The organism is Mucilaginibacter achroorhodeus, assembly GCF_007846095.1.
Taxonomy (GTDB): domain Bacteria; phylum Bacteroidota; class Bacteroidia; order Sphingobacteriales; family Sphingobacteriaceae; genus Mucilaginibacter; species Mucilaginibacter achroorhodeus.
This window is the reverse complement of record NZ_VOEI01000002.1, coordinates 57587-83962: the sequence shown is the minus strand read 5'-3', so window position 1 is coordinate 83962 and position 26376 is coordinate 57587. Positions and strand designations below refer to the sequence as shown.

General features: G+C 43.2%; 22 protein-coding genes. 17 read left to right on the top strand and 5 right to left on the bottom strand.

Annotated elements, in window-relative coordinates:
* Positions 1-103 precede the first annotated feature (103 nt).
* The 11 genes from FPZ42_RS06380 to FPZ42_RS06330 all read left to right on the top strand — a co-directional run bounded on the left by FPZ42_RS06380 (position 104) and on the right by FPZ42_RS06330 (position 15150).
* On the top strand, positions 104-691 hold the full coding sequence (locus tag FPZ42_RS06380; protein ID WP_146269668.1) for an RNA polymerase sigma-70 factor: 588 nt from the start codon (positions 104-106) through the stop codon (positions 689-691).
* Between the two features lie 101 nt (positions 692-792).
* Positions 793-1740 (top strand): FecR family protein, encoded by a 948-nt coding sequence (locus FPZ42_RS06375; protein WP_146269667.1) that lies wholly within the window; start codon positions 793-795, stop codon positions 1738-1740.
* A 265-nt stretch (positions 1741-2005) separates the two neighbouring features.
* On the top strand, positions 2006-5359 hold the full coding sequence (locus FPZ42_RS06370; protein ID WP_186458697.1) for a TonB-dependent receptor: 3354 nt from the start codon (positions 2006-2008) through the stop codon (positions 5357-5359).
* An 11-nt stretch (positions 5360-5370) separates the two neighbouring features.
* The gene (locus FPZ42_RS06365) at positions 5371-7017 is read left to right on the top strand and encodes a RagB/SusD family nutrient uptake outer membrane protein (protein ID WP_146269665.1); all 1647 of its coding nucleotides are present in this window, start codon (positions 5371-5373) and stop codon (positions 7015-7017) included.
* Positions 7018-7059: 42 nt separating this feature from the next.
* Entirely contained in the window at positions 7060-8202 is a 1143-nt protein-coding gene (locus FPZ42_RS06360) for a SusE domain-containing protein (RefSeq protein ID WP_146269664.1), read from the top strand.
* A 52-nt stretch (positions 8203-8254) separates the two neighbouring features.
* Positions 8255-9415 (top strand): glycoside hydrolase family 76 protein, encoded by a 1161-nt coding sequence (locus FPZ42_RS06355; protein WP_146269663.1) that lies wholly within the window; start codon positions 8255-8257, stop codon positions 9413-9415.
* 83 nt (positions 9416-9498) lie between these two features.
* The gene (locus FPZ42_RS06350) at positions 9499-10917 is read left to right on the top strand and encodes a glycoside hydrolase family 125 protein (RefSeq protein ID WP_146269662.1); all 1419 of its coding nucleotides are present in this window, start codon (positions 9499-9501) and stop codon (positions 10915-10917) included.
* A 59-nt stretch (positions 10918-10976) separates the two neighbouring features.
* Positions 10977-13448 carry a glutaminase family protein gene (locus FPZ42_RS06345; RefSeq protein ID WP_146269661.1) on the top strand — a complete coding sequence of 824 codons (2472 nt, stop codon included), beginning with the start codon at positions 10977-10979 and terminating at the stop codon, positions 13446-13448.
* Between the two features lie 158 nt (positions 13449-13606).
* Positions 13607-14527: an MBL fold metallo-hydrolase gene (locus FPZ42_RS06340; protein ID WP_146269660.1), complete on the top strand. Its 921-nt coding sequence runs from the start codon at positions 13607-13609 to the stop codon at positions 14525-14527.
* 24 nt (positions 14528-14551) lie between these two features.
* Positions 14552-14794, top strand: a complete 243-nt coding sequence (locus FPZ42_RS06335; RefSeq protein WP_146269659.1) for a DUF3820 family protein — start codon at positions 14552-14554, stop codon at positions 14792-14794.
* Between the two features lie 98 nt (positions 14795-14892).
* Positions 14893-15150 carry a helix-turn-helix domain-containing protein gene (locus FPZ42_RS06330; protein WP_146269658.1) on the top strand — a complete coding sequence of 86 codons (258 nt, stop codon included), beginning with the start codon at positions 14893-14895 and terminating at the stop codon, positions 15148-15150.
* A gap of 1 nt (position 15151) precedes the next feature.
* Here the strand turns inward: FPZ42_RS06330 and FPZ42_RS06325 are convergent, their stop codons facing one another.
* The 3 genes from FPZ42_RS06325 to FPZ42_RS06315 are packed head-to-tail and all read right to left on the bottom strand — an operon-like array spanning position 15152 to position 17361.
* Complete coding sequence (locus tag FPZ42_RS06325; protein ID WP_146269657.1) at positions 15152-15604, bottom strand: type II toxin-antitoxin system RatA family toxin; 453 nt, start codon at positions 15602-15604, stop codon at positions 15152-15154.
* 4 nt (positions 15605-15608) lie between these two features.
* On the bottom strand, positions 15609-16733 hold the full coding sequence (gene corA, locus FPZ42_RS06320; protein ID WP_146269656.1) for a magnesium/cobalt transporter CorA: 1125 nt from the start codon (positions 16731-16733) through the stop codon (positions 15609-15611).
* A gap of 16 nt (positions 16734-16749) precedes the next feature.
* Positions 16750-17361, bottom strand: a complete 612-nt coding sequence (locus tag FPZ42_RS06315) for a WbqC family protein (RefSeq protein ID WP_146269655.1) — start codon at positions 17359-17361, stop codon at positions 16750-16752.
* Between the two features lie 35 nt (positions 17362-17396).
* Between FPZ42_RS06315 and FPZ42_RS06310 the strand changes: the two genes are divergently transcribed.
* Positions 17397-18281, top strand: a complete 885-nt coding sequence (locus tag FPZ42_RS06310; protein ID WP_146269654.1) for a lysophospholipid acyltransferase family protein — start codon at positions 17397-17399, stop codon at positions 18279-18281.
* A complete protein-coding gene (locus FPZ42_RS06305) occupies positions 18278-19318 on the top strand; it encodes a glycosyltransferase family 2 protein (protein WP_391561003.1) in 1041 nt (346 codons plus the stop codon). Before FPZ42_RS06310 ends, FPZ42_RS06305 begins: the two co-directional genes overlap by 4 nt.
* 92 nt (positions 19319-19410) lie before the next feature.
* Here FPZ42_RS06305 and aroQ read toward each other — a convergent pair whose 3' ends face one another.
* A complete protein-coding gene (gene aroQ / locus FPZ42_RS06300; protein ID WP_146269653.1) occupies positions 19411-19833 on the bottom strand; it encodes a type II 3-dehydroquinate dehydratase in 423 nt (140 codons plus the stop codon).
* A gap of 42 nt (positions 19834-19875) precedes the next feature.
* Here aroQ and xerD point away from each other — a divergent pair, with 42 nt between their 5' ends.
* The gene (xerD, locus tag FPZ42_RS06295) at positions 19876-20781 is read left to right on the top strand and encodes a site-specific tyrosine recombinase XerD (protein WP_146269652.1); all 906 of its coding nucleotides are present in this window, start codon (positions 19876-19878) and stop codon (positions 20779-20781) included.
* 69 nt (positions 20782-20850) lie between these two features.
* Here xerD and FPZ42_RS06290 read toward each other — a convergent pair whose 3' ends face one another.
* Entirely contained in the window at positions 20851-22263 is a 1413-nt protein-coding gene (locus FPZ42_RS06290; RefSeq protein WP_146269651.1) for a phosphoglucomutase/phosphomannomutase family protein, read from the bottom strand.
* Between the two features lie 91 nt (positions 22264-22354).
* Here FPZ42_RS06290 and FPZ42_RS06285 point away from each other — a divergent pair, with 91 nt between their 5' ends.
* From FPZ42_RS06285 to FPZ42_RS06275, 3 genes are all read left to right on the top strand, one after another.
* On the top strand, positions 22355-23665 hold the full coding sequence (locus tag FPZ42_RS06285; protein ID WP_146269650.1) for an aspartate kinase: 1311 nt from the start codon (positions 22355-22357) through the stop codon (positions 23663-23665).
* Between the two features lie 56 nt (positions 23666-23721).
* Positions 23722-24918 (top strand): diaminopimelate decarboxylase, encoded by a 1197-nt coding sequence (gene lysA, locus FPZ42_RS06280; protein ID WP_146269649.1) that lies wholly within the window; start codon positions 23722-23724, stop codon positions 24916-24918.
* 300 nt (positions 24919-25218) lie between these two features.
* Positions 25219-26358: a GAF domain-containing protein gene (locus tag FPZ42_RS06275; RefSeq protein WP_146269648.1), complete on the top strand. Its 1140-nt coding sequence runs from the start codon at positions 25219-25221 to the stop codon at positions 26356-26358.
* Positions 26359-26376: the final 18 nt, after the last annotated feature.

Here is a 26376-nt window from a genome sequence, read left to right as displayed (position 1 = left end):
TATAAAATCTCAAACGAATTACACTAAGGTGTTTTAAATATCGAATAAACTTTGTAATTATGCCGTACCAATTTTAATCAACAGACACCCTTCATTTTTTGTTATGCACCCACTGAAGGAATATCAGATGTGGCCCGACGCAGACCTGCTTATGATGCTTCGGGATAACGACCGTATGGCGTTTGAGGTACTTTATAATAAGTATTCCTCAAAGGTATATGCTGTGGCGTATAACCTGTTCAGAGATAAGGATGTATGTGAAGATCTTGTACAAGAGCTATTTATAGATCTTTGGGCGAAACGGTCAACGCTCAGGATATCGTCGTTAGAGTGGTACTTAAAAGTTGCCATCAAAAACAGGGTGCTGATGTACATTCGCTCAAAAAAAGCCACTTTAGACTTATCAGCGATCGCCATGCTTACTGAAAAGTGCAGCACAGATAGTAAAGTGATTCAAAATGACATCGCTGCCATTTTAGACGAAAACGTAGGCCGCCTTCCTGATCGTTGTAGGGAAATTTTTACACTTAGCCGTAAAGAGTACCTCTCAAACAAGGAGATAGCGCTGCGATTAAACATCTCGGTTAAAACAGTAGAGAATCAAATGACCATCGCTCTTCGCCATTTACGCACCGGCCTTACAGATTACCTGCCTGCGGTAATAGCTGCACTTCTTTTGCAGTTGTTTTAAACCGCTTACTTGCCAAATCAAATTGTTTTTATTTTTCTAAAAATATTTTATGCCTGCTTAGGGGATAGCCTTTGGCGTGGCATCTTACATCTATAAACCGAATGAGAAAGTTCACTTTTCTGAGAAAAAAAATCGAAGCCAAAGACCGCGCTTTGCAGGAAAACCTCGTGCAAAAATATTTTGACGAGCTTGACCTAAGCAAGCAAACGGATGCTGCCGGCTTTGATAACGATGCTGTTTATAACCGCATAACGCAACAAATTGATGCTATGCCGGCAGTTAAAGTGAATAGCAAGAAACAGTGGATAGCAGCAGCATCTGTTATTGCAGTATTAGCTACTGCAGGTGCGTTGTACCAAAACATGGACCAGGTAATGGATGTGGTATCGCCCATTGCGCAAAAGCAACAGGTTACAGCAGGCAGCCAGGTGGCAAACTTGACGTTGTCTGACGGTACAAAGGTATGGCTTAACGGCGGTAGTAAACTAAGCTATCCCGAAACCTTCAGAGGAGATAAACGGGAAATAAGAATTACCGGCGAGGCATTTTTGGAAGTGGCTCACAACGACAAAATTCCTTTCATCGTCCGTAGCGGAAGCGTGCGTACGCAGGTGTTAGGCACAAGCTTTAACGTTAAGGCTTATCCTAACGAAAACTTTGTAAAGGTTGACGTAGCAACAGGTAAAGTAGGTGTTATGGCACCTAAACAACAAACTGTGTTCTTGACACCTCAGCAGGAAGTAATACTTGATAACAAAACAGGTAAAGTAACCACCACCAGAAATGTTGATGTAAATGCATTAACCGGCTGGAGGGATGGCAGCTTTATTATAAAAAATATGCCGCTTGCCGAAGTTTTGAATGTGATACAGCGCCGTTTTGGTGTACAAATCAAAGCTGATAACAACCTTTCGCAATGTTCAATAACCGCCAATTTTACCAATGTGTCTTTACAAAATGTAATGAAGATCATCTCTAAACTGGTGAAGGGGAAGGCGATACAAGGCGCGGATGGCAACAGTTACCAATTAAAGGGCAAAGGCTGCTAAAAATTTAAACAGAAAACCAATTGTAATTAATAGATAAAAATCCATTAACACCTAAATTAATACTGAATGAGAAGATAAATACATAAAAAAACCCTGTCAAATGGGCATTTGAACAGGGCGATTAAAATGCCGGGTTATTATTAAGTGTACGTAACAGAGGGTCGAATTCTTAACGTAGCACTTGAATTTCAAACACTTTAATTTATTCAAATCTATGAATATATCTCTATTATCAAATGGAGTAGTTCGTTATGCATTAATATTAATGAAATATACCTCGCTTGCCTGCTTTGTAGTTTGTTTGATGTGTTTAACTGCCATTGCAGATACATCTTACGGACAGAGATTTTTAGAGCAAAACGTAACGTTGCAGGTTAAGAACCAAAAGCTTACGGATGTGCTTGATAAGATCGCATCTAAAAATCAAGTTAAATTTGCTTACGCAGATAACTTGTTAAAGCAGTCGTACAGGGTAAATATCAACGTAAACAACAAGAGCGTTAAAGAAGTGCTCAACCAGGTTTTAACTCCGTTTAACCTGGCCTACAAAGTAATTGACGATGTAATAGTTATATCAGACAGGAGCGAGGTACAAACCACAACAGGGTCGGCAATTGGTGCACCTAACGCGGTACGCGTACAGGGCACCGTTGTAGATGATACCGGCCTTGCTTTACCAGGTGTAAGCGTAAAAGTAAAAGGCACCGGTACAGGTACCGTGACCGATGTGAACGGCAGGTTCGCCTTAGACGCACCGGGCCCTGATGCAGTATTGGTTTTCAGCTTTATTGGTTTTGATAGCCAGGAAATTCCTGTGGGTAATCGAACTAATTTTAAAGTTCAGCTTAAAGCATCGCAAAATTCTTTAAACGAAGTAGTAGTTGTGGGTTACGGCACACAAAAACGCGTAAACGTTATCGGCGCTGTTGACCAGGTAACTGCAAAAGCTATAGAAGGTAAACCTGCAGTGAATTTAACGCAGGCCCTGCAAGGAACTTCCCCAAACCTTATCATACAACAAACAAGCAATGAGCCGGGTGCTTACCAAACTATTAACATTCGTGGTGTTAGTACGTTTGGTAATAACAACCCGCTCATTGTAATTGACGGCATCACCGGCGGCGACCTTAACCTCCTTAACCCTAATGATATCGAAAGCGTTTCGGTGTTAAAGGATGCAGGTAGTGCTGCTATTTACGGTTCACGGTCATCAAACGGTGTAATTTTAGTTACTACTAAAAAAGGTAGTAAAAACACTGCAGCATCGCTTACCTACAATGGTCAGGCGGGTATACAGGTTCCTCGCGTAGGTTACAAACCGGTACACGCCTGGGAAAACGCTGTATTACGTAACCAGGCAGTTGTAAATGCGGGTTTAACACCTATTTACTCGCCAGAGCAGATCCGCCAGTTTCAGCAAACAGGCGATCAGAAATGGTTCCTGGATGAGATACTACAGAATGCACCGCAACAAAGCCATAACTTGAGCCTGTCTGGCGGTAATGCAAATTCATCGTACCTGATATCTGCTGGCGTGTTAGACCAACGTAACAATCTTGTTGGGCCGGGTTACGGTCTGCGCAGGTACAACTACCGCATGAACCTGACTTCTGAATTTGGGAAATTGAAGGTAACCGGTATCTTATCATATTCTCGTACCGAAATTAAAGAGCACTCTTTTAATACCGGTACTTTGATCGTTGATGCAGGCCGTACGCCAACCTACTATCCAATCAAAGATGCCAACGGAAACTATTTAACTAACGATGTATTAGCCGAATTTAATCCGCTGGGTATCCTTGAAAAAGGTGGTTACCGCAAACGCGATAACGATAATGTGTTTGGTAATTTAACAGCTGAATTAAACGTTACCAAAGATTTTAAATTGAAAGGCGTGTTTGGTGGTACGTTGCTGTCAAACCATTTGTTTACGAGGGTAATGCAGGTGAACTTTCTACCAAAAGGTAGCTACGGTGCAGACAGGAACACAAATGATGATAACAACAAAAACTTGTTCACCAACGCACAGTTTTTGGCGCAGTACACCAAAACCATTGCGAAAGATCATAACGTAGATGTTTTGTTAGGTGTGGCTAATGAGTCGACTACAGACCGGTCAAACTACATCCGCCTTAAATTTACCGACCCAGAATTAGGTACGCCAATAACAGGTACAACGGTTGAGGCTTCACCATCTAACCTTAACACGAGCGAAACAAGTTTAAATTCGTTGTTTGGTCGTGCGTCTTACTCATACAAAAACAAGTATTATGCGGAGTTCGACTTTAGGGTTGATGCATCTTCAAAGTTTGCATCAAAATATCGTAATGCTTTCTTTCCGTCAGTAACTGCGGGTTACCGTTTAACCGAAGAAGACTTTATGCAGGATTACCGCAGCAATGTAGGTGACCTTAAACTGAGAGGCTCTTACGGTATCCTGGGTAATCAAAACGTAAATAACTATCAATATCTAAGCACCATTGGGCCTATCAGAAATGGTGATGGTACTATCAACAATTCCGTGTATGGCTTTAACGGTACACCGGTAGGTGGTGCAGGTATTTCCTTTGCCAACCCGGATATCCGTTGGGAACGTGCAGCAACATTTGACTTAGGCGTTGATGCAACCTTCTTCAATAGCGCCTTGACTGTTTCTGCCGATTACTTTAACAAAAGGACAAAAGACATATTGCTGCCGCCGGTAGTACCGGGCGTATTCGGTGCAGGCTTACCTGATTATAATGCAGGCGAAGTACAAAACCGCGGTTGGGAGTTAAATATCAACTATCGCGTTAAAACAGGTGCGTTTAACCACAGCTTTGCCTTTAACGTAGGCGACACCAAGAACAAGATATTAAAACTTGAAGGTGGCGACCAACTGCGCAGCTACGATGAGATGCAATTGCTCAACAAAGTAGGCTTGCCAATAGGTTCATACGTTGCCTTAAAACGCGATGGTTATTTCCAAAACATCGATGAGGTAAATGCAGGCCCAAAACCGGCTGGTTTAACGCTTTCTCCCGGCGATAACCGCTATGTAGATGTTAACAAAGACGGTGTTATCGATGATAATGACAAGTTTGTTTTCGGTAACGGTTTCCCTCGTTTAACGTTTGGTTTTACATACAACCTTGCTGTTAAAAACTTCGATTTTAACCTGTTCTTACAAGGTGTTGGTAAGCGTAACATGTTCATCAGAGGTGAGCAGGTTGAGCCTTTCCACGTAAACTACTCGCAGGTAATTTACCAGCACCAATTAGATTACTGGACACCTCAAAACCCCGATGCACGTTTCCCGCGCCTTGCAGCAAGCGGAAGCCAGTCTAACGAGAACAACTTCCGCCGTGGTTCTGATATGTACATTTTTGACGGTAAGTATTTACGCGTTAAGAACGTACAAATTGGTTATACACTGCCGGTTGGCGTCGCCAAGCACATTGGTATGAGAAAAGTGAGGGCTTACTTAACAGGCCAAAACCTGCTTACATTCTCACCGGTAAAATTCATCGACCCGGAAATAACAGAGTTGGGCGGTAACATTACTGCTAATGGTGCAAACAGTGCGCGCTCATATCCGCTGCCGGTTTACTACGGTTTTGGTTTGGATATCACACTTTAATCAACATTAACATGAAGAGATATAATATCAATAAAATAGGGTTAGTGCTGGTGCTGGTTACGGTATTATCAGCATGTAAAAAATTGGACCTGTTGCCGCAAGACAGGTTTACTGACGCCAACTACTGGACAACTGCAGACAAGGCCAACAACGTCCTTAACACTGCATACTCGCAGATAATGAGCAGCGGCGATTTCTTCTTTAACGAAGCGATGTCTGATAACGCGTTCAACGGAAGGGGAGATAATAACGGTGTTGCTTCGATCGCGGCAGGAACTTATGATCCGTCGTTAGGCCGTTTCAAAGGGGACTGGGGAGCTCATTATGGCGCTATCAAAACCTCAAACATTTTCCTGGAGAATGTAGACAGGGTTCCGAATATGGATGCTACCCTTAAAGCAAGGATGAAAGCCGAAGCACGTTTTTTACGGGCATGGCATTACTTTATGTTGGAGACCTGGTGGGGAGATGTTCCGCTGATCCAGAAAGACATTACTATAGATGAATCTAAAACCGTTGCCCGTACACCTAAAGCGGATGTAGTGTCATTTATTCTTAAAGAACTGGATGATGCCGCTGCAGCTCTGCCTGCAAATACCACATACGCGCAGACAGATCGTGGCCGGGTTACCAAAGGCGCTGCTATTGCACTTAAGGCGAGGGTATTATTGTACGAAAGCCGCTGGGCCGATGTAGTTACAGAGTGCGAAAAACTGATAGGCAAAACTGATAATGGTACCTACGCCTTGTTCTCTACTTACGGTGGCATTTTTGCGCCGCAGAACGAGTACAATAGTGAAGTGATATTTGACCTGGAATACATGCCGACAACAGTAAGCGGCAACAACAGGTATTATACCGATCTGAGGGATATGGTGCCAATTTCCGTAGGCGGTCGTTTAAATGCGCTTGCCCCAACTCAGGAGCTTGTTGACAGCTACCTGATGACTAACGGTAAAAAACCAGGCGACGCGGGTTCAGGTTACAACGAAAACAACCCTTATGTAAACCGCGACCCTCGTTTAACCTATACCATTGTTTACCACAACTACCAATGGGACTTACGTGACGGAACTTTAAAGACCATTTACATTAAACCTGGAACTGATCCAAACCAACCAGGTTTAGACGAGTATGTACCAGGTTCAACGGTGTCACCAACGGGTTATTATGTGCACAAATACTATGACCGTACTTCAAAGGTTGATGATTTCGGTTCGGGTATAAACCTTATCCTGATTCGCTATGCAGATGTGCTGATGATGTATGCTGAAGCAAAAACAGAGCTTGGCCAGATGAACGCTTCAATATGGTCTCAAACTGTAGGGGCGCTGCGTTCGCGCGCTGGCTTTACCGATGCAAATGCATTAAGTTATCCGGCAGTAGGCCAAAGCGATATGCGCGAGATCGTTCGTAACGAACGTCGTGTTGAATTCGCCCTCGAAGGCTTAAGGGTATTTGATATCCGCCGCTGGAAAATTGCTGAAAATGTATTGAACGGTTGGGCACACGGCGCTAAGTATGGTGCTGCTGGCATAGATAACGGTTATATCCGTGCTAACCTCCGCACGTTTGATAAGAATAAAAATTACCTGTGGCCAATACCGCGCGATGAGAGGGCTATTAATCCTAACCTCACTCAAAACCCGGGCTGGTAATCAAAAATCATCATTAGAAAAATTTTATAATCAAATAAGATCATGAAAAATATTTTTTACTGCATTGTTGCAGGTTTCGCAGTACTGCTGGTTATGGCAGGCTGCAAAAAAGAAGATAAATCATTAGATAAAGCCACTGTTACACCTGTTAACACTTTGTTCGCACCGGAAGATGCAAAGGCTGTGAAAATTCCTTCCGGGGCATCGGGGTCTGTATCTTTTGAGTGGGAGCAATCACGCGCATCAGACAACGGTTTGGTTCAATACGAAGTTGCATTTGATAAAGAAGGTGGCGATTTTTCAAAACCACTTTATTCTATTCCATCAGATGGCAACGGTTTGTACAACAAGCTTACCGTATCATATAGCGACTTAAACAAAATAGCCTCATTGGCAGGCGCAAAACCTGAAGAGATCGCAAAATTGATATGGACTGTGCGTTCATCAAGAGGTATCAATCTTTCAGCGGCATCAGCTAAACGTACCATTTCGGTACAGCGCCCTGTTGGGTTCGAAAGTCCGGATGCGGTTTACCTAACCGGTTCGGCAACTGAAGGTGGTGCAGAGATTGCCAACGCCATTAAAATGAAAAAAGTGGGCGAAGGTAAATTTGAAGCTTACACTTCTTTAAAAGCCGGTAGCTACCAATTTGTAGATGCTAAAACAGGTATTATCAACAAATACTCATACAACGGTACCAGGTTGGTTGAACAAGGCGAAACTGCCGTAACAGGCGCTACCAAGATCTACAAGATAGAAGTAAGCTTTAACGATGCGTTGTTTAAAGCAACCGAACTAACCAGGTTAGGCTTGTGGTTCTCTGCCGATAGCAAAATCTGGTTCGATCTTGATTACACAGGCAATGGAACCTGGGAAGCTAAGAACAAGTCTATCGTATTCCACCAGGAAAGCTGGGGCCGCGATGAGCGTTATAAGTTCAGGTTCACCTATAAGAATGCTGATAATACAACAACAGATCAATACTTTGGTAGCTCTAACAGGGATAACAGCGCTGCAACAGCCGCAACTGCACCATCTTATTTCTACATGGTGCCGGTTGATAATTCGGTTTACGATTACACCTTCAAATTTAATCATGACCTGGATAACAAGACAGGCGATTTTAAGGTGATCTTTAATGCAGATGTAGCGGCTTACACGCACACCGTTACAGCATCTAAATAAGTTTAACCGTACGGCAGGCATAACCTGCCGTACATTATAAACCCAATTTAATATGATAATCGATATCAAAAATATAAAGCGGTTTGCACTGATGTGTACAGCAACGCTGGTACTCACATCCTGCTTAAAAGACAAACCTTTTCCGCTTTACGGCGATAAGGCAGTGTCTCAAAAATTTGATTTTACCTACAGCAAAACAGCAGATACGCTGCAGGATAAAACATATTCAACGTTCCTTTCTGCAAACGGTAATTACTTTGTTGCCAACAACCAAGGCAATACAACTTACAATTACTGGCCACAGGCACATACGCTTGATGCCTTTACCGATGCCTACCTGCGTACCAAAAGCGATGTTTACAAACAACGCATGAAATCGTTATTAACGGGCACTTACAAAGCTAATGGTAACCGTTATGAGAACGATTACTATGACGATATGGAGTGGCTGGCTTTAGCGAGTTTGCGCGCTTATCAGGCTACTAATGACGCTGATTACCTAACCGCAGCCAAAACACTTTGGACTGACATAAAAAAAGGTAAGAACGATCAGCAGGGTGGCGGCATAGCCTGGCGAAAATCGCAGTTAGGTTATAAAAATACACCTGCTAACGCACCGGCGATAATTTTTGCCGCACGTTTATATCAATTAGAGAAAAATCAGGCCGATCTTGACCTGGCTAAAGAACTTTACTCTTGGTTAAAGGGTAAGCTATTTAATGCAAGTGGTATAGTTTGGGATGGCGTAAACTCTAAAGGCGACGGCGCTATCGACAAAAATAAATTCACCTACAACCAGGGTGTGTTTATGGGAGCTGCCCTTGAGCTTTACAACGCAACCGGCGATGCAAGCTACCTGAATGATGCAGCCACTAACGCCACTGCAACTACCAAAGACCTTGATATTGCACCCGGCGGCTTGCTAAGGAACGAAGGCCAGGGCGATGGCGGTTTGTTCAAAGGCATACTGGTACGTTACCTAACCCTGGTAGCGCTTAAGCAGGATGTGCCATCGGCAAGCAGGGATGCATACGTTGCATTTTTAAAATACAATGCGGAAACCCTTTTTGCTAAAGGGATAAGCAGGCCGGACTTTATGGTGAGTCCTGACTGGAAAACAAAACCATCAGGGGCGACAGATCTAACCACCCAAATAAGTGGTGTTACTACGATAGAGGCTGCTGCAGTACTGAAGGCTGCGGGAAAACTTTAAACAATTGAGAACGATCTTCCGGCTGCAAAGCAGGAAGATTTTTTATTTTTACTTCAAAAAATTTTCACTACCAAAATAGAATAATGAAGAGAAGGCAATTTATAGGCAGTACCACCTTACTTGGTGCAGGCGTTTTAATGAATAAGTTTTCGTTGGCAGCTTCTTCGGCTGCTTTTCCGGTTGTAAGAGTACCTGCGGCTAAACGCCACTTTAAAAGTACCTCTGTTGAGAAAGCGATAAGTGAGTTTAAATCAAAGGTGAAAAACCCTGAACTGGGCTGGCTTTTTGAAAACTGTTTCCCAAATACGCTTGATACTACCGTTACCTATAAACTGGTTGATGGCAAACCTGACACCTATGTAATTACAGGAGATATTGATGCCATGTGGCTGCGTGATAGCAGTGCACAGGTTTGGCCGTACCTTGCTTTCATTAATAAAGATAAAGAATTGAAGAACCTGGTTGCGGGTGTTATCAACCGTCAGGTTACCAATATACTGCGCGACCCCTATGCGAACGCTTTCTATGACGACCCTAACAAAGTAGGCGAGTGGAAGGATGATGTAACCGATATGAAACCGGGCTTGCATGAGCGTAAATGGGAGATCGATTCGTTATGTTATCCCATCCGTTTGGGTTACAAATACTGGAAATTAACCGGAGATACTTCGCCATTTGATGCCCGCTGGAAATCTGCCATACAAAGCGTATTGAAAACCTTTAAAGAGCAACAGCGTAAGGAAAACGACGGCCCATACTCTTTCCAGCGTAAAACAGCATGGGCTACAGATGGTGTGCCGATGAATGGTTTTGGCTACCCTGTAAAGCCTGTTGGCTTGATCTGTTCATCATTCCGCCCAAGCGATGATGCTACTATCTATTCGTTTCTTATCCCTTCAAATTTCTTTGCAGTAGTGAGCTTAAACCAAGCTGCGGAGATGGTAAGCACGATCTCAAAAGATACAGCCCTTGCCGGCCAGTTAACGGCTTTGGCAAACGAGGTAAATGCAGCCCTGCAGAAACACGCCGTGATCGATCACCCGGATTATGGAAAGATATATGCTTACGAGGTGAATGGCTTCGGAAGCTTCAACCTAATGGATGATGCCAACGTACCGAGTTTACTGGGCTTACCTTATCTTGATGCGATCAAAAATACTGATCCGGTATATCTCAACACCCGCAAAATGCTTCTATCACTGAACAACCCGTTCTTTTTTAAAGGCACGGCAGGCGAGGGAATAGGCGGCCCGCACATTGGCAAGGATATGGTTTGGCCTATCAGTATCATCATTCGTGCGCTTACCAGTAACAATGATACAGAGATAAAAGAATGTATTGAGATGTTACGCAAAACACATGGCGGTACAGGTTTTATGCACGAGTCGTTCCATAAAAATGATCCAACTAAGTTTACCCGTAGCTGGTTTGCATGGGCAAATACCTTATTTGGCGAGTTGCTTTGGGAAACTTATACAACTAAGCCACAATTATTAGGCTAAACCGATTAATTGACTATCTTAGCGATATCAATTAATAACTGTTAAACATACATCTATTTATGAAAAGCACTTTCAAGTACGCCTTAACGGCGGCTGCGCTATTCGCATGCAAATTTGCGGGGGCGCAGGCAACCAAAGCGCCCGCCTATCCATTGATAACCCATACCCCGTATTTTAGCGTATGGTCTTTTACGGATGAGTTGAATGAATCTACCACTAATCATTGGACAGGTAAACATCAGTCACTTTTAGGTTTGATCAAAGTTGATGGCGAAACTTATCGTTTTATGGGTAAACAACCCGTAAGCTATCGCACTTTGGTACCTGCCGGTGAAGAACAACCTCACTCAGTTAAGTACACGGAAACCGACCCGGGCAAAGGCTGGGAGGAAACCGGCTTTAATGATAAAAACTGGAAAACCGGCATGGCGCCATTTGGTGATGATGCTAAACAGGTAAAAACTGTTTGGAACGGGCACGACCTATGGATACGACGTACCTTCACATTCACTAAAACGGATATCAACAAGTTGATACTTCGCCTTCGCCATGATGATGAGGCGGATGTTTACCTTAACGGTGAAAAAATAAATCATAGCGATGGCGCCAACGGCGATCTGCAAGCGATTGAGTTAGGCAAAAGTGCTATAAACAAATTGCGCGATGGTGAGAACGTTCTTGCTATGCATTGTGTGAATACCGGCGGCGGTGCCTGGCTTGATGCCGGTTTTGCCGAAGAATCAGAACCTGCAGAATATGAAGGTCTTAAAGACGCAAAGCAAACCTCGGTAGTAATTACTGCTACCCGTACCATCTACAAATTTAAAGCTGGTAAAACCGATCTGGAGCTAACTTTTACTTCGCCATTGCTAATGGACAACCTAAGCCTGATGGCGAGGCCTGTTAGCTATATAACTTACAATGTGAAAGCCAATGACGGTAAAACGCATAATGTGCAGGTTTATTTAGGTGCGTCTGCCGATCTGGCCCGTAACAAACCTACGCAGGAAGTAACGGCTTCAGAAACCATTAGCAACGGTTTAAGCATCTTAAAAACTGGTACTAAAGAACAACCTATCCTTAAGAAACGCGGAGATGATGTGCGTATTGATTGGGGTTACTTCTACGTAGCTGCACCGGTTACAGAAAAAGCATCGCAGTACATCACCAATGATAACCAGGCAGTTGGTTCATTTGCCGGCAATGTTAAAACCGGCCCGATAGCAGAAGGTACAAGCGTTTTTCTTAATACGGTTATTCCGTTTGGTAAGGTAGGTGCGGCACCGGTGGAAAAATTTGTTGAATTGGGATACGATGATATTTATTCCATCCAATACTTCGGTAAAAACCTGCGCCCATGGTGGAACCAAAACGGTAACCAAACCATTGTTGGCCAGTTAAAACAAGCTGCTGCAGACTATAAAGCTACAGTGGCTAAATGCAAGGCCTTTGATGCTAAGATCTACAACGAAGCGGCTGCTGCCGGTGGTGCTGAGTATGCTAAGCTTTGTGCTATTGCATACCGCCAAACCATTGCTGCACACGCTTTGGTACGTAGTCCGCAGGGCGAATTGTTGTTCCTTTCTAAAGAAAACTTCAGTAATGGTTCTATCAATACGGTGGATATTACCTATCCATCGGCGCCGCTGTTCCTGGTTTATAATCCCGATCTGCTTAAGGGCATGATGAATGGTATATTCTACTACAGCGAGAGCGGCAAATTTTCCAAGCCATGGGCAGCCCATGACCTGGGCACTTACCCGCAAGCCAACGGCCAAACCTACGGCGAGGATATGCCGGTTGAAGAATCAGGTAATATGGTTTTATCTGCCGCCGCAATTGCAAAGGCGGAGGGTAATGCTGCTTATGCAAAAAAACATTGGAAAACACTAACTACCTGGGTTAACTTCCTGGTAAAGGATGGTTTAGATCCCGCAAACCAATTATGTACCGATGACTTTGCCGGTCACCTGGCGCGTAACGCAAACTTGTCTTTAAAGGCTATCAATGGTATAGGTGCCTATGCTATGATGGCCGACATGCTTGGCGACAAAGCAACTGCCACAAAATACCGCGCTATTGCAAAAGATTACGTTGGCCGCTGGATGAAAATGGCTGATGCTGGCGACCATTACTCACTGGTATTTGAAAAACCTGATACCTGGAGCCAGAAGTATAACTTAGTTTGGGATAAAATGCTTAAGCTAAATCTGTTCCCGCAGAGTGTATATGATCGTGAGATAAAATATTACCTTACTAAACAGAACGAGTTTGGTTTACCGCTTGATAGCCGTAAAACTTATACTAAATCAGACTGGATCATGTGGACAGGCTCTTTAACAAGTGATGCCAATGATTTTAAGGCGTTGGTAGGTCCTATCTATAAATACGCTACAGAAACGCCAACCCGCGTACCGCTAAGCGACTGGCACGAAACTACCAACGGCAAACAGGTAGGTTTCCAGGCGCGCAGCGTAGTAGGTGGTTACTGGATGAAAGTGCTTGAAAAGAAATGGGATAAAAAGAAATAGTTTTTAATTATGACTTGGAAAGGCGGTAGGTAACTATCGCCTTTTTTGTTTTCTAAAATTTTTCACAACAACACTGTTACTAACAATTTTAGTTACATTATAAACTTTGGCCGAATGCTTGTGTTAAAATCATAACCAATTAAAACTAAGTTAACGTAATGAGTTCTAAATATTTCCAGGTAGGGCAGGGTGTGTGGGGCATGCGCTTGTTATTCGTAAACATTTACATGATCGCAAATCGCCGTGGTGTAGGCAAAGGCTGGGTTCTTGTTGATACAGGCGTTAAGGGTTCGGAAGATAAGATTATTGAAATGGCGGAGAGTCTGTTTGGTTTGGGTACTAAGCCTACCGCTATAGTGCTAACTCATGGCCATGCAGATCATTCGGGTTCGCTAAAGGCACTGCTCAAACATTGGAATGTTCCGGTTTACGTTCATCCGCTTGAAGTTCCATATTTAACAGGCCGTTCATCATACCCGCCGGCTGATACCAGTGTAGGCGGCGGCTTCATGACGCTTATCTCGTGGATGTGGCGCACAACGCCCATCAATGTTAGCCGCAACCTGCGCGAAATTGATCCGTATGATGGTATCCCCGAACTGCCCGAATGGAAGGTTATACACACACCGGGCCACACGCCTGGCCATATATCACTGTTTTTTCCGCTGAATACAACACTGATAGCTGGCGATGCGTTTACAACAACGCGTACAGAATCTGCAATTTATGCACTCAGTTACATAAAAAAAATCAGCGGCCCGCCAAAATATTTGACTACAGATTGGTACGCTGCGGCGCGCTCTGTGCGTAAGCTGGCAGCGCTGCAACCACGTATTGTAGCCACCGGCCACGGGCCGGTAATGCGTGGCCGCGAATTGCTTACTTCACTAAGTTTTCTGGCCAACCGGTTTGAGGCATTGGCCGTACCAAAAGAGGGCCGTTATGTGCGCAGCAGCGCCATAGCCGATGAAAACGGGGTGCGTTATATCCCCCCGCAAACAACTAATAGAAAACAAACAGTCGGTTTGGCATTAGCGGCTTCGGTGGCGGCATTTTGGTTAGTTAAACAGCTTTGGTAAGCTATATTGTGTTACTTTTACAGCGTGGAGAACGTTACGCCAAACCCGCAGATACTGATTGATATTGTAAACACCCGTATGCCTTACGGCAAGTACCAAAACCAGTTGCTTTGCGATATACCGGTACACTACCTGGAATGGATGCAAAGTCGTGGTGGTTTCCCGCCCGGCAAACTGGGCATGATGCTGAGCACAGTTTTCGAGATTAAAACAAATGGCGTTGATAAGATACTCCGGGAGATAAAAGCGAGATACAGCCGCATATAATATTCTGAATTATTAATTCTAAACTAAAAAATTAAACCAGTCGATAAATCCAAGCCTTAATCTGCTTCGTAAGTCTGTTTAGTACACAGATTTAAACTATGAAGTCGGAGTTTGATAAAAAGATTGAAGATATCGTTTTTAATATAAGGTTGATCCGCGAAAAACGGAATTACACCCAGGAGTATATGGCGGCAAAGATGCAATGCTCGCAAAATGCATACTCAAAGTTAGAGTTGGGTTACTCAAAATTAACTGTTGAAAAATTGCTGCAGGTTGCAGAGGTTTTAGATGTAACCGTGGCAGAGCTGGTTAACCCGCAGCGGGCTCTTGCGCATGGGTTTCCAAATCGTTATTAATTTATAAAGGCAGTGCCTCAACGGCTCGTTTAAGGTCATTGAGGCGTTGCTTAACATTGTTCTGCAAAATTCTCTTTATTTGACTTTTAAAGAGATTGAAAGGAAAACGTAATTGGAAAGAGTACATGAACAAAACTTCAGTTTCGTTAGCTTCCAGCTCCTTAAAATTCCATGATCCAGAGAAAGATCTGAACCAGTAAGGCCCTTTGGTCATTTTAATGGCGGTAACCTTTGGGCGGTTGTAAGATACATATTCAGTCTCCATGCCCAAGCCATTATGTGCAACACACCATGCCCGTACACCTTTGCCCGCTTCGGTAGCACCATTGATAAGTCTTGCTTCCTTAAGGAAGGTATCCCATTTTAACCTGCTATTATAATCCTGAGTGTAGTCGAAAATTAGAGATGGTGCTTGGTTGATGATGATCTTTTCTGCAAACTTCAGGGATTCCATAGATCTATAACTTATTGAACCAACCCTTCCTCCAAAATACAAATAGTTGTACTACAGCAAGGGCAAGCATCCCGATAAGGGTATAAACGTAACCATGGTGAGCATACAGTTCTGGCATGTTATCGGGTATAAGACGGCCGTGAGCATCTTCCCTGCTAAAATTCATCCCGTAGATACCGGCAATAAAGGTAAGTGGTATAAATATAACCGAAATGATGGTTAGCACCTTCATGATCTCGTTCATGCGGTTACTTACCATGCTCAGATAAAGATCAATGATACTGCTGGTAACCTCCTTGTAGCTTTCCACCATATCCATGGCTTGTATACAGTGGTCGTAAGCATCGCGAAGGTAAATTTTGGTATCTTTATTTATCTCCGGGTTTTCACTACGGATCATGTCGTTGATCTTATCACGCTCGGGCCAGCACGCACGGCGGATCACGATAAGCGTGCGTTTCAATTGCTGCGCATCAAACATAATGCGCTTGTCAGGGTGGTCATATAGCAGATCCTCAGTTTCATCAATACGGTCGCCGAGTTGCGCAAGTAGCACAAAGTAGTTATCCAGTATGGTATCGGTTAGCGAGTAGAGGATAAAACCTGGTCCGCCGGTGCGAATTAGTCCTTTGCCGGCTTTAAGGCGGGTTTTAACAGCCGCAAAGTAATCGCTGTAATCTTCCTCAAAGCTTATGAATATATTATCCTTAACAATCCCACTGAACTGACAATTGGTTAGCTCGTTATTCTTGTCGAGGTATAAAATTCGACTGGTAGCAAATACATAACCCTCATACTCGTCAAACTTAGGTCGCTGGTGTGTATTTACAATATCCTCTAACACCAAATGGTTGATGCCTAAAAAAGTGCCAATGTCTTCCATCAACTGCACATCGCCCAGGCCGTTTATTTTTATCCAGTGGGTATGGTCTTTACATTTGGCCATCTGCTTGGTGATGGTTTCCATGTTAGTGCCCTTGCTGGTTTGCAGGTCTTTATCGTTAAATGAATAAACCTCAATTTTAGGTTTTTTAGCATCCTCAGGTATGTCAATAGTGCCGGGTTGCGAACCAACCTCGTACTTGCGCCGTTTATGCTTATAATGTACCCTGCCTGAGTATGACTTCATGTTTTTACTGTGATGCTTACAAGTAGTTTGCAGCCTGCGGGCCCTGGTTAAACAGCAGGTCTACAATGCTGAGGTTGGGCAAAAAGCCGTTCCGCTCTTCAAAAACCTGAAAGTATTGCTTTTGTTCTGTGGCGAGGGTTGCTTTTGCGTTAAAAGCATTTCGCAGATCCGTCAGGCCGGGGTATTCGGTCTCGTACGTATCGGTAAAACTGACCTCCAGTTTATTCTTGGTGAGGCGAAGCAGCAGCTCAAACAGTTCGCGGTTATAATCTAAAAGGTAATCGTAACGTTTTTCGTAGAAAGGAGCAAAATCGGCCTCGTAATATTCAAAGTAAGCCGAGCGGCGGTAGCATGCCTGTAGGCTCATCCAGTGTAAACGCTGCCATCTAAAATCGTAGCTTATCTTAACATCTTTAGTTTTGGTGTGGTTTTTTGATCCCTTTACTACGGGCACTACCAGGCTTAACAAACCATCCGGCGAATAGATGTTGGCCCTGTTACGATAGGTTTGTTTTGGAAAATGTTCTTCCACATCAAAAACCACATCAGGCTTAAAGGTATTCAGCTTTGTAAAATACTCAACCGGGGGCAGGTAAAACATCGGTAAAACAGCACCGTTGGCAATCATATATATTTTTTATGTTTGTGGCAAAATTGGTAAAAATGTTAAGAAAAGCGGCTTCGGGTGCGGGTATATTTTTTTTATACCTTATCTCGCTATTGCCCTTTTGGCTGCTTTATGCCATTGCCGATGTTATTTACCTTGTTTTGTATAGCCTGGTAAAGTATCGTGTGCCCGTAGTACGCGAGAACCTGAAGAACGCGTTCCCAGAGAGGAGTGAGGCTGAACGCAGAAAAATTGAAAAGCAGTACTACCACTACCTTGCCGACCTGATGGTTGAAACCGTTAAGATGATAACGGTTAGCGAGATCCAATTGCGCAAGCGTATGAAGCCTACTAACCCGGAGATGGTAGAACATTACTTTAGCCGGGGCCGAAGCATTATAGCAGCAGCCGGGCATTACTGCAATTGGGAGATGGCCGCACTTGCATTTGGTTTGCTTACCAAAGAGAAGAGGGTGATAGTTTATAAGCCGCTTAAAAATCCGCAGTTCGACGACCTGTTTAACAAAGTGCGCGCACGCTTCGGTGCCATTTTGGTTTCTATGAAACAAACGTTGCGGACGATGATCGCCATTAAGAATGAGCTGAGTTTTAGCGTTCTGGTGAGCGACCAAACGCCTAATATGCATGAGATAAATTATTTCACTACCTTTTTGAACCAGCCAACTGCGGTTTTTTTAGGGATCGAGAAATTAGCTAAACTGCTTGATGCGGTTGTATTATTTTACCGCATAGATAGGGTTAAACGAGGCTATTATACCTACACCCTGGTGCCTTTGATTGAAGAGCCTAAGAAAACTGAAGGACACGAAATTACCGAAGCGCACGTACAATACTTAGATAAATTAATACAGGAAAAACCGCAATACTGGCTGTGGAGCCATCGCCGGTGGAAATACAAGCCGGAGGACCTGAACTTATGATGAACACCCCTAAAGTTGCCGTGGTGATATTGAACTGGAACGGCATAAAATTCCTCCGCGATTTTTTGCCCTATGTGCTTGCATCTACCTGGCCTAACCTGGATATCGTTGTTGGCGATAACGCCTCAACCGATGGGTCTGTAGCATTTTTGCAGGGTATGTACCCGCAGATACGCATCATTGAGAATAAAGAGAACTATGGCTTTACAGGTGGCTATAACCGGGTATTGGCGCAGGTTGAGGCTGACTATTACATTTTGCTGAACTCCGACGTAGAGGTACAGCCCGGATGGATAGAACCGGTTATAGCCTTAATGGAAAGTGATGATGCTATTGCTGCTGCTGCGCCGAAGATATTGGCATATCATCAAAAAACGCATTTTGAGCATGCCGGTGCCGCTGGTGGCTTTATAGATAAATTTGGTTATCCGTTTTGTAGAGGCCGAATTTTTTATGAGATAGAAGAAGATAAAGGGCAATACGATAATACTTGCGAGGTTTTTTGGGCTACAGGTGCGGCCATGTTTGTAAAGAAAAAGTATTGGGACGAAGCCGGTGGTTTCGACGAAAGCTTTTTTGCGCATATGGAAGAGATAGACCTTTGCTGGCGCTTAAAAAACATGGGATATAAGGTGATGTACTGCGCCGAATCAACCGTATACCATGTAGGTGGCGGCACGCTTAATTCCGAAAACCCGTTTAAAACTTACCTTAATTTCCGTAATAACCTGTTGCTGTTAAAGAATAATCTGCCTGCATGGCGTGCCTTTTGGGTGATCAATCTGCGTTTTTGGATGGACCTCCTTGCCCTGGTGCGTTTTATGATGGAAGGTAAACGCAAAGATGCCTGGGCGGTAAGTCGGGCGCATCAAAACTTTGTCAGGCAGTTGTTTAAGTCAAATGTTAAAAGTCAAAAGTCAAAAGTTGCATGGGGTAAGAGCCAGACCGGCATGTATTACCGAAGCATTGTTTGGGATTTCTTTTTCGGTAAAAAGCACCGGTTTACCGAGCTGGAAGTGGAGAAAGTCAAAAGTTAAAAACTTGGCGCTATTAACCTGCCACCAGGTGTTCACGAGCGTTCACGTATGTTCACGGTGTTCACGTGCGTGAACGTGAACACCTCAGCGGATTAATATTTAAGTAGCAAACTTTCTATTCCCAACCTGTACGAGTGCATACCAAAACCGGCAATAATACCTTTGCAACTTGCGGCAAGCATAGAATGGTGACGAAACTCTTCGCGTTTGTAAACGTTTGATATGTGTACTTCAATCACGGGTGTATTAATTGCTGCAATGGCATCAGCTATAGCTATGGATGTATGGGTGTAAGCACCGGCGTTAAGTACTACACCATCATAATTAAAGCCAACTTCATGTAGTTTATTTATAATTTCGCCCTCAACGTTGCTTTGAAAGTAGCTGATATTAACATCCGGAAAATTTGCTTTTAATTCGGCTAAGTAGCTTTCAAAATCGGCGCTGCCGTAAATGGATTTCTCGCGTACGCCAAGCAGGTTTAAATTTGGCCCGTTGATAATTTGTATATTCATTTGTTTTCAAACTTAGCTATAAAGCATCAAAACTAAAATAATTTGGATTGGGCATCGGCAATAAAAGGATTTAAGACCTATCTAAAGCTGGAGAGGTCGCTTGCAGGCAACTCCATCGAGGCCTACACACGCGATATCGAGAAACTGCATCAGTTTGCTGACGCCGAATTGACTGGTCTGCAACCTGATAAATTTGCGCTTCAAAACCTGCGAGATTTTATCAATTGGATAAGTGAATTAGGAATGACCGCTACGTCGCAGGCGCGCATCCTATCAGGCATTAAATCTTTTTATAAATTTCTGTTGCTTGATGATGTTATTCAAAGCAACCCATCAGAGCTTTTGGAGATGCCGCGCGTAGCACGCAAATTGCCGGATACGCTGAGTTACGATGATATCCAGAACATGATAGCAGCCATCGATCTATCCAAACCCGAAGGCGGCCGTAATAAAGCCATGCTGGAAGTTTTATATGCCTGTGGTTTGCGGGTATCAGAGTTGACGGAACTGCGTTTATCTAATCTCTCCCTGCATGCGGATGATGAGTATATAAAAGTGAAAGGTAAAGGCAGCAAAGAGCGGTTGGTGCCTATTGCAAGGCAAGCCATAAAAGCGTTGCAAATATGGATAGAACAGATACGTGTGCACACCCCGGTACAGAAAGGAGAGGAGGATATTGTTTTCCTAAATAGAAGGGGCAAAAGGCTTACGCGAGTTTATGTGTTTCTACTTATCAAAGAACTGGCAGAGAAAATAGGGTTAAAGAAAACTATAAGTCCGCACACCTTCAGGCATTCGTTTGCCACGCACTTGGTTGAAGGCGGCGCTGACCTGCGTGCAGTGCAGGAGATGCTGGGCCACGAAAGCATCACAACCACCGAGATCTACGCCCACCTGGACAGGCAGTATCTTAAAAGCGTTATTACTGAATATCATCCAAGAAGTTAAATAGAAAAGGCCTGCCGAAGCAAGCCTTTTTATATTCTGATAATTCTAAAATCCTGTAAATTCTGATCTTTATTTCAAAAGATCAGCTTTTACAGTATCTAATATTTTAAATGATTCGGCAGTAGTTGGTGCCTCGGCGTAAACACGTAATACAGGCTCGGTACCAGATGGGCGTACCATTACCCAGCTTTCATTCTCAAAGAAGAATTTGAAGCCATCCAGGTCTTCAGTACGATCAACTTTAAGGTTACCAAAGGATTGGTATTTACCGCTTTTGCAATTGCTAATGATCTCTTGTTTCTTTTCTTCGGTAACGTGAAGGTCATAACGCTCAACAGCAAATTTGCCAACAACATCATAGATCTCCTGAACAAGTTCTTTAAGCGAACGGCCGCTTTTTGCCATAAACTCCCATATCATCAAACCTATCCAAACGCCGTCGCGTTCCGGGATGTGGCCATTAACAGCAATACCACCAGACTCTTCACCACCAACCATAAATTGTTTGCCTGAGTTTACGATAAGGTCGCAGATGTATTTGAAACCGATTTTGGTAACGGTATTGTTAAGGCCGTAAGCATCACACAGTTTCTGTATTTTACTGGTACAAGAAAAGGTTGAGTAAACTTCGCCGCGTTCGCCCTTCACTTTGTACATGTAGTGAATTAGTAACAAAAGAATGTGGTGCGAATCTACAAAGTTGCCATCAGCATCATACAAACCTATACGATCTGCATCACCATCAGTAACCAAACCCGATGCAATTTCGCCTTCAGACAATTTGATCAGTTGCTCAAACTCCTGCAGGTTACGTTGGATAGGCTCTGGTGCCTGGCCATCAAATCCTGGATTGTAATCTGCATGCAGGAAGGTAATATCCGGGAACAAGCGGCGCATTACATTTTGGCCTGCACCATACATGGCATCATAAGCCCATTGTAATCCGCTATCGCGAATTGCAGCTATATCAAAGCTTTTTTCTGCATGTTCAACATACATATCCTCAAGGTTGATATATTCAACAAGCCCTTCAGTAACATAATCTGCAACGGTTTTTAATTGCAGGTCGATGGTATCAGGTATCTGGCTTTCTACTTTTTCAATATCATCAGGTGTAGCAGGGCCGCCGTAAAACGCTTTAATTTTATAACCGTTGTAAGCAGGCGGGTTATGGCTGGCAGTAATGATTATACCCGCCGATGAGCCAGTACGTACCGTACCCAAAGAGATCATCGGAGTTGAAACAAACAGGTTTTCGGCACGATGTACTTTTATACCTTGTGATGCCAGTACACAAGTAGTTGCATCGGCAAACATAGGGCCCGCAAAGCGGGGATCGCAGCCAACCAAAGCCGATGGATTTTCAAAATTGTCTTTAAGCCACAGCGCAGTAGCATAGGCTACGCGTTTAACGTTTTCCAAGGTAAAGTCGTCGGCAATGATAGCTCTCCAGCCATCCGTTCCGAATTTTATTTTAATCATTTTAAGAAGATAAGTGGTTTAAAATCCTATTTTTAGCGCCTCAAATATTGATACAAGAATATCAATCATTTGTGGTAAACGGAAATAAACAATGAAAGTTTTAAAATTTGGCGGAACATCGGTCGGTAGTGCCGCCCGTATGCAAAAACTGCTGGATATTATAAACCCGAATGAACGGCGAATTGTAGTGCTATCGGCCATGTCTGGCACTACTAATAGCCTGGTTGAGATAGGGCAGGCATACCTCACCTCTGACAAGGCCAAAGCAGCTTCGCTGATATCTTCTTTAAAACAGCAATATGAAGCTGTAGTAAAACAACTTTTCAGTAACCCGGAGTATCAGGCGCAAGCGAAGGAGGTTATCGATCATCACTTTGGTTTGTTAAGCGGCTTTGCTAATGATCTGTTTACATCTATTGAAGATAAAATTATCCTGGCGCAGGGCGAACTGCTATCTACCACGCTGTACCATATCTACCTTAAAGAAATTGGTGTGCCATCAGTGCTGTTACCGGCACTTGATTTTATGCGTATAGATGAGGATAATGAGCCGATTGTTGACCATATCACCACGCACTTACAGCCTATACTGGATAAGCATGCGGATGTAAACCTATTTATCACGCAGGGCTTTATTTGCCGTAATGCATTTGGCGAAATAGATAACCTTCGCCGCGGCGGCAGCGATTATACCGCTTCACTGATCGGTGCAGGTATCCATGCAGAGGAAGTGCAGATATGGACGGACATCGACGGTATGCATAACAATGATCCGCGGATAGTTAACAATACAAAACCTATTGCGCAGCTTTCATTTGATGAGGCTGCCGAGCTTGCTTACTTTGGTGCCAAGATATTGCACCCTCAAAGCGTTTTTCCGGCGCAGAAATACAAGATTCCCGTTCGTCTACTTAATACTATGGATCCGCAGGCTGCCGGCACATTGATAACCAATACCAGCGAAAAGGACAAAATAAAATCCATAGCGGCGAAAGATGGTATTACGGCTATTAAGATACAAAGTAGCAGAATGCTGCTGGCGCACGGTTTCTTACGCCGGGTATTTGAGGTGTTTGAGCGTTATCGTACTTCTATAGATATGATCACCACATCAGAAGTGGCAGTATCATTAACAATAGATGACACTACTTATTTGGATGAGATTAATAAAGAGCTTGGCAAATTCGGTACTGTTGACGTAGATATAAACCACACCATAATTTGTGTGGTAGGGGATTTTGCTGCCGAAAAGAACGGGTACGCAGCGAGGGTACTTGATGCCATAAAGCATGTTCCTGTGCGGATGATATCATACGGCGGCAGCGATCATAACTTATCATTGCTGGTTAAAACAGAACAAAAAACAGAGGTTTTAAGAAGTCTGCACAGCAGATTGTTTTAAGCACTCATTACGGGAAGTCATTTATATTTTTGGCTTGTTAATTTTGACTTACAATCATGTTCAACAATAACATCATACAACGTTTCAACAATATTGAAACACCCTTTTACTACTATGATCTTGGCGTGTTAAAAAATACGCTTGATGCTTGTCTCGATGCTTCAGCGAAATACAATTTCCATGTGCACTACGCCATGAAGGCAAATTTTAACAGTAAGGTAGTTGGTATGGTGCAATCATATGGATTTGGTGCCGATTGCGTGAGCGGCAACGAAGTTAAAGCTGCCATTGAACATGGTTTTAATAAAGGCAAAGTGGTATTTGCAGGTGTTGGCAAATCTGATAAAGAGATCAATTACGCTTTAGAGGCCGATATTTTTTGTTTTAATGTAGAGTCCGTTCAGGAGTTAGAGATCATCAATGAACTTGCACAGACCAAAGGAAAAGTTGCAAGCGTTGCTATCCGCATTAACCCCAATGTTGATGCGCATACGCATCATTTTATAACTACAGGTCTTGACGAAAATAAGTTCGGTATCAATACCTGGCAATTAAACGATGTTGCCGAAGCATTACGCAACCTTAAGAACATCAAATTCTTAGGCATACACTTCCATGTCGGGTCACAAATAACGGATATGGAGGTCTTCAGAAATCTTTGCACACGTATCAACGAAATAGCCGAGTGGTTTGAAGACCGAGGTTTCCCGATAAAGGTTTTGAACGCGGGCGGCGGTTTAGGGGTCGACTATTATAATCCTGATACAAACATACCGGACTTTGCAAGCTATTTCGAGGTATTCAGTAAGTTCCTGAATGTTAAACCTGGTCAGGAAGTGCATTTTGAATTGGGTCGTGCATTAGTGGCACAGTCTTCGTCGCTGATCTCCAGAGTGCTTTATGTGAAGAACGGCCAAAAGAAAAACTTTCTTATCCTTGATGCCGGTATGACGGAGCTGATGCGCCCTATGCTATACCAGGCTTATCATGAGATAGAAAATTTGAGTAGAGGTACCGAAGCGAGGAGCGAAGGAGCCGGAGATATTTCTGGTAATGCTGCACACTCTGCACCGACAAAATACGACGTTGTTGGCCCTATTTGCGAGAGCACGGATTGTTTCAGAAAAGATGTAGATCTGGCGCAATCTTTCCGTGGCGATCTGATCGCTATACGTACGGCAGGTGCTTATGGCGAAGTGATGGCTTCAAATTATAATCTGCGCGATAAAGTGGAAAGCGTTTACTCTGAATAATTTTTGCACTTCAGTTTTTATTGTTTCAACGTTTTTAGATGATTATCACTAAAAAGTTACATTACTCTGATTTTTACGGTCAAGCAATATATTGACCGTCTAAAACATAATATTCCTTTAGGTTGTCGTTTTTGTTAAAAAAATTTCGAAAATCTTAGGCTTGAAGCCAACGTTAGCTAAATTTTTTACGTATAAAGTTGTATGAATGTGTTGCACCACAAATTGGTATAACAAACATTTAAAGGCATTTAATGTATAATAGGTGCAATTTGCACTATGTAAACAGCAATACCTAACTGCATGAATTATACGGAGGAAGAAAGGCTTACAGCTGTTGAAAGATTTAAACAGCTCGACGCTAATATAACTACCGACCTGAACGAACTTGTAAACCTTGTGGCCGTAATATGTGACGCGCCGGTTGCCCTCGTGACCCTGCTTGATGAAGACACCCAATGGTTTAAAGCCTTTGTAGGAACCGATCTTACTTGTACAGACAGGCAGGTGGCATTCTGTAACGATACTATTAAACATACCGGACTTAACGTTATAGCTGACACTCATTTAAGCGAACATTTTAAAAGTAACCCACTTGTTACAGGCGCCCCCTTCGTGCGCTTTTATGCCGGTGCACCATTAATCACTAAAGACGGATTTGCGGTGGGCAGCCTTTGTATAATTGATACCAAGCCGCGTGTACTAACCGAGCACCAAAAAACTACGTTACTGGTAATGGCAAAACAGGTAGTACACCTGATGGAACTGAACTGGAGTTTAAAAACTCTTGAACATAAACATGAGATAGAGCAGGCCCAAATACTTGCTATAAGCGAATCTGAGATAAAACTGAAGGCTATATTTGACAGTTCTACCGATATGCACCTGTTGGTTGACAGCAACTTTGAGGTCATCGCTTTCAATAAATCAGCCGAAAATTTTGTTAAACAGAATTATAAGCACACCCTGGCTTATCGGGATAACATATTAGATTATACCGATACTGATATATTGAGCCAGTTTAAAAAATGCTTTAAAATGGCTTTATCGGGGCGTGCGATAAAACGCGAGTGGATGATGATGGCAGGAACTATCAACGCATGCTGGAAGATAACCACTTTTATCCCTGTGAAAAATAATAATGGTGATATTATAGGTGTTGCACTAAGTTCAGCAGATATAACACGTCATAAAAGGCAGGAGGCTTACATAAACGTCCAAAACGAAGCGTTAAGAAGAATAGCCCTTATCCAATCACACGAACTGCGTCGTCCTGTTGCTTCTTTATTGGGTATTATGGACCTTATCAAGATGGAAAAGATCAATTTTGATTATTTCGACCTGATGGAAGTGACCATTAATGAGCTCGACGAGAAGATCAAAACCATTGTTAAAGATTCTGAAAACACCTTAGGAGGCAGGCAACTATCTGTAGTAGCTTAAAGTACACTGTTATGCAGC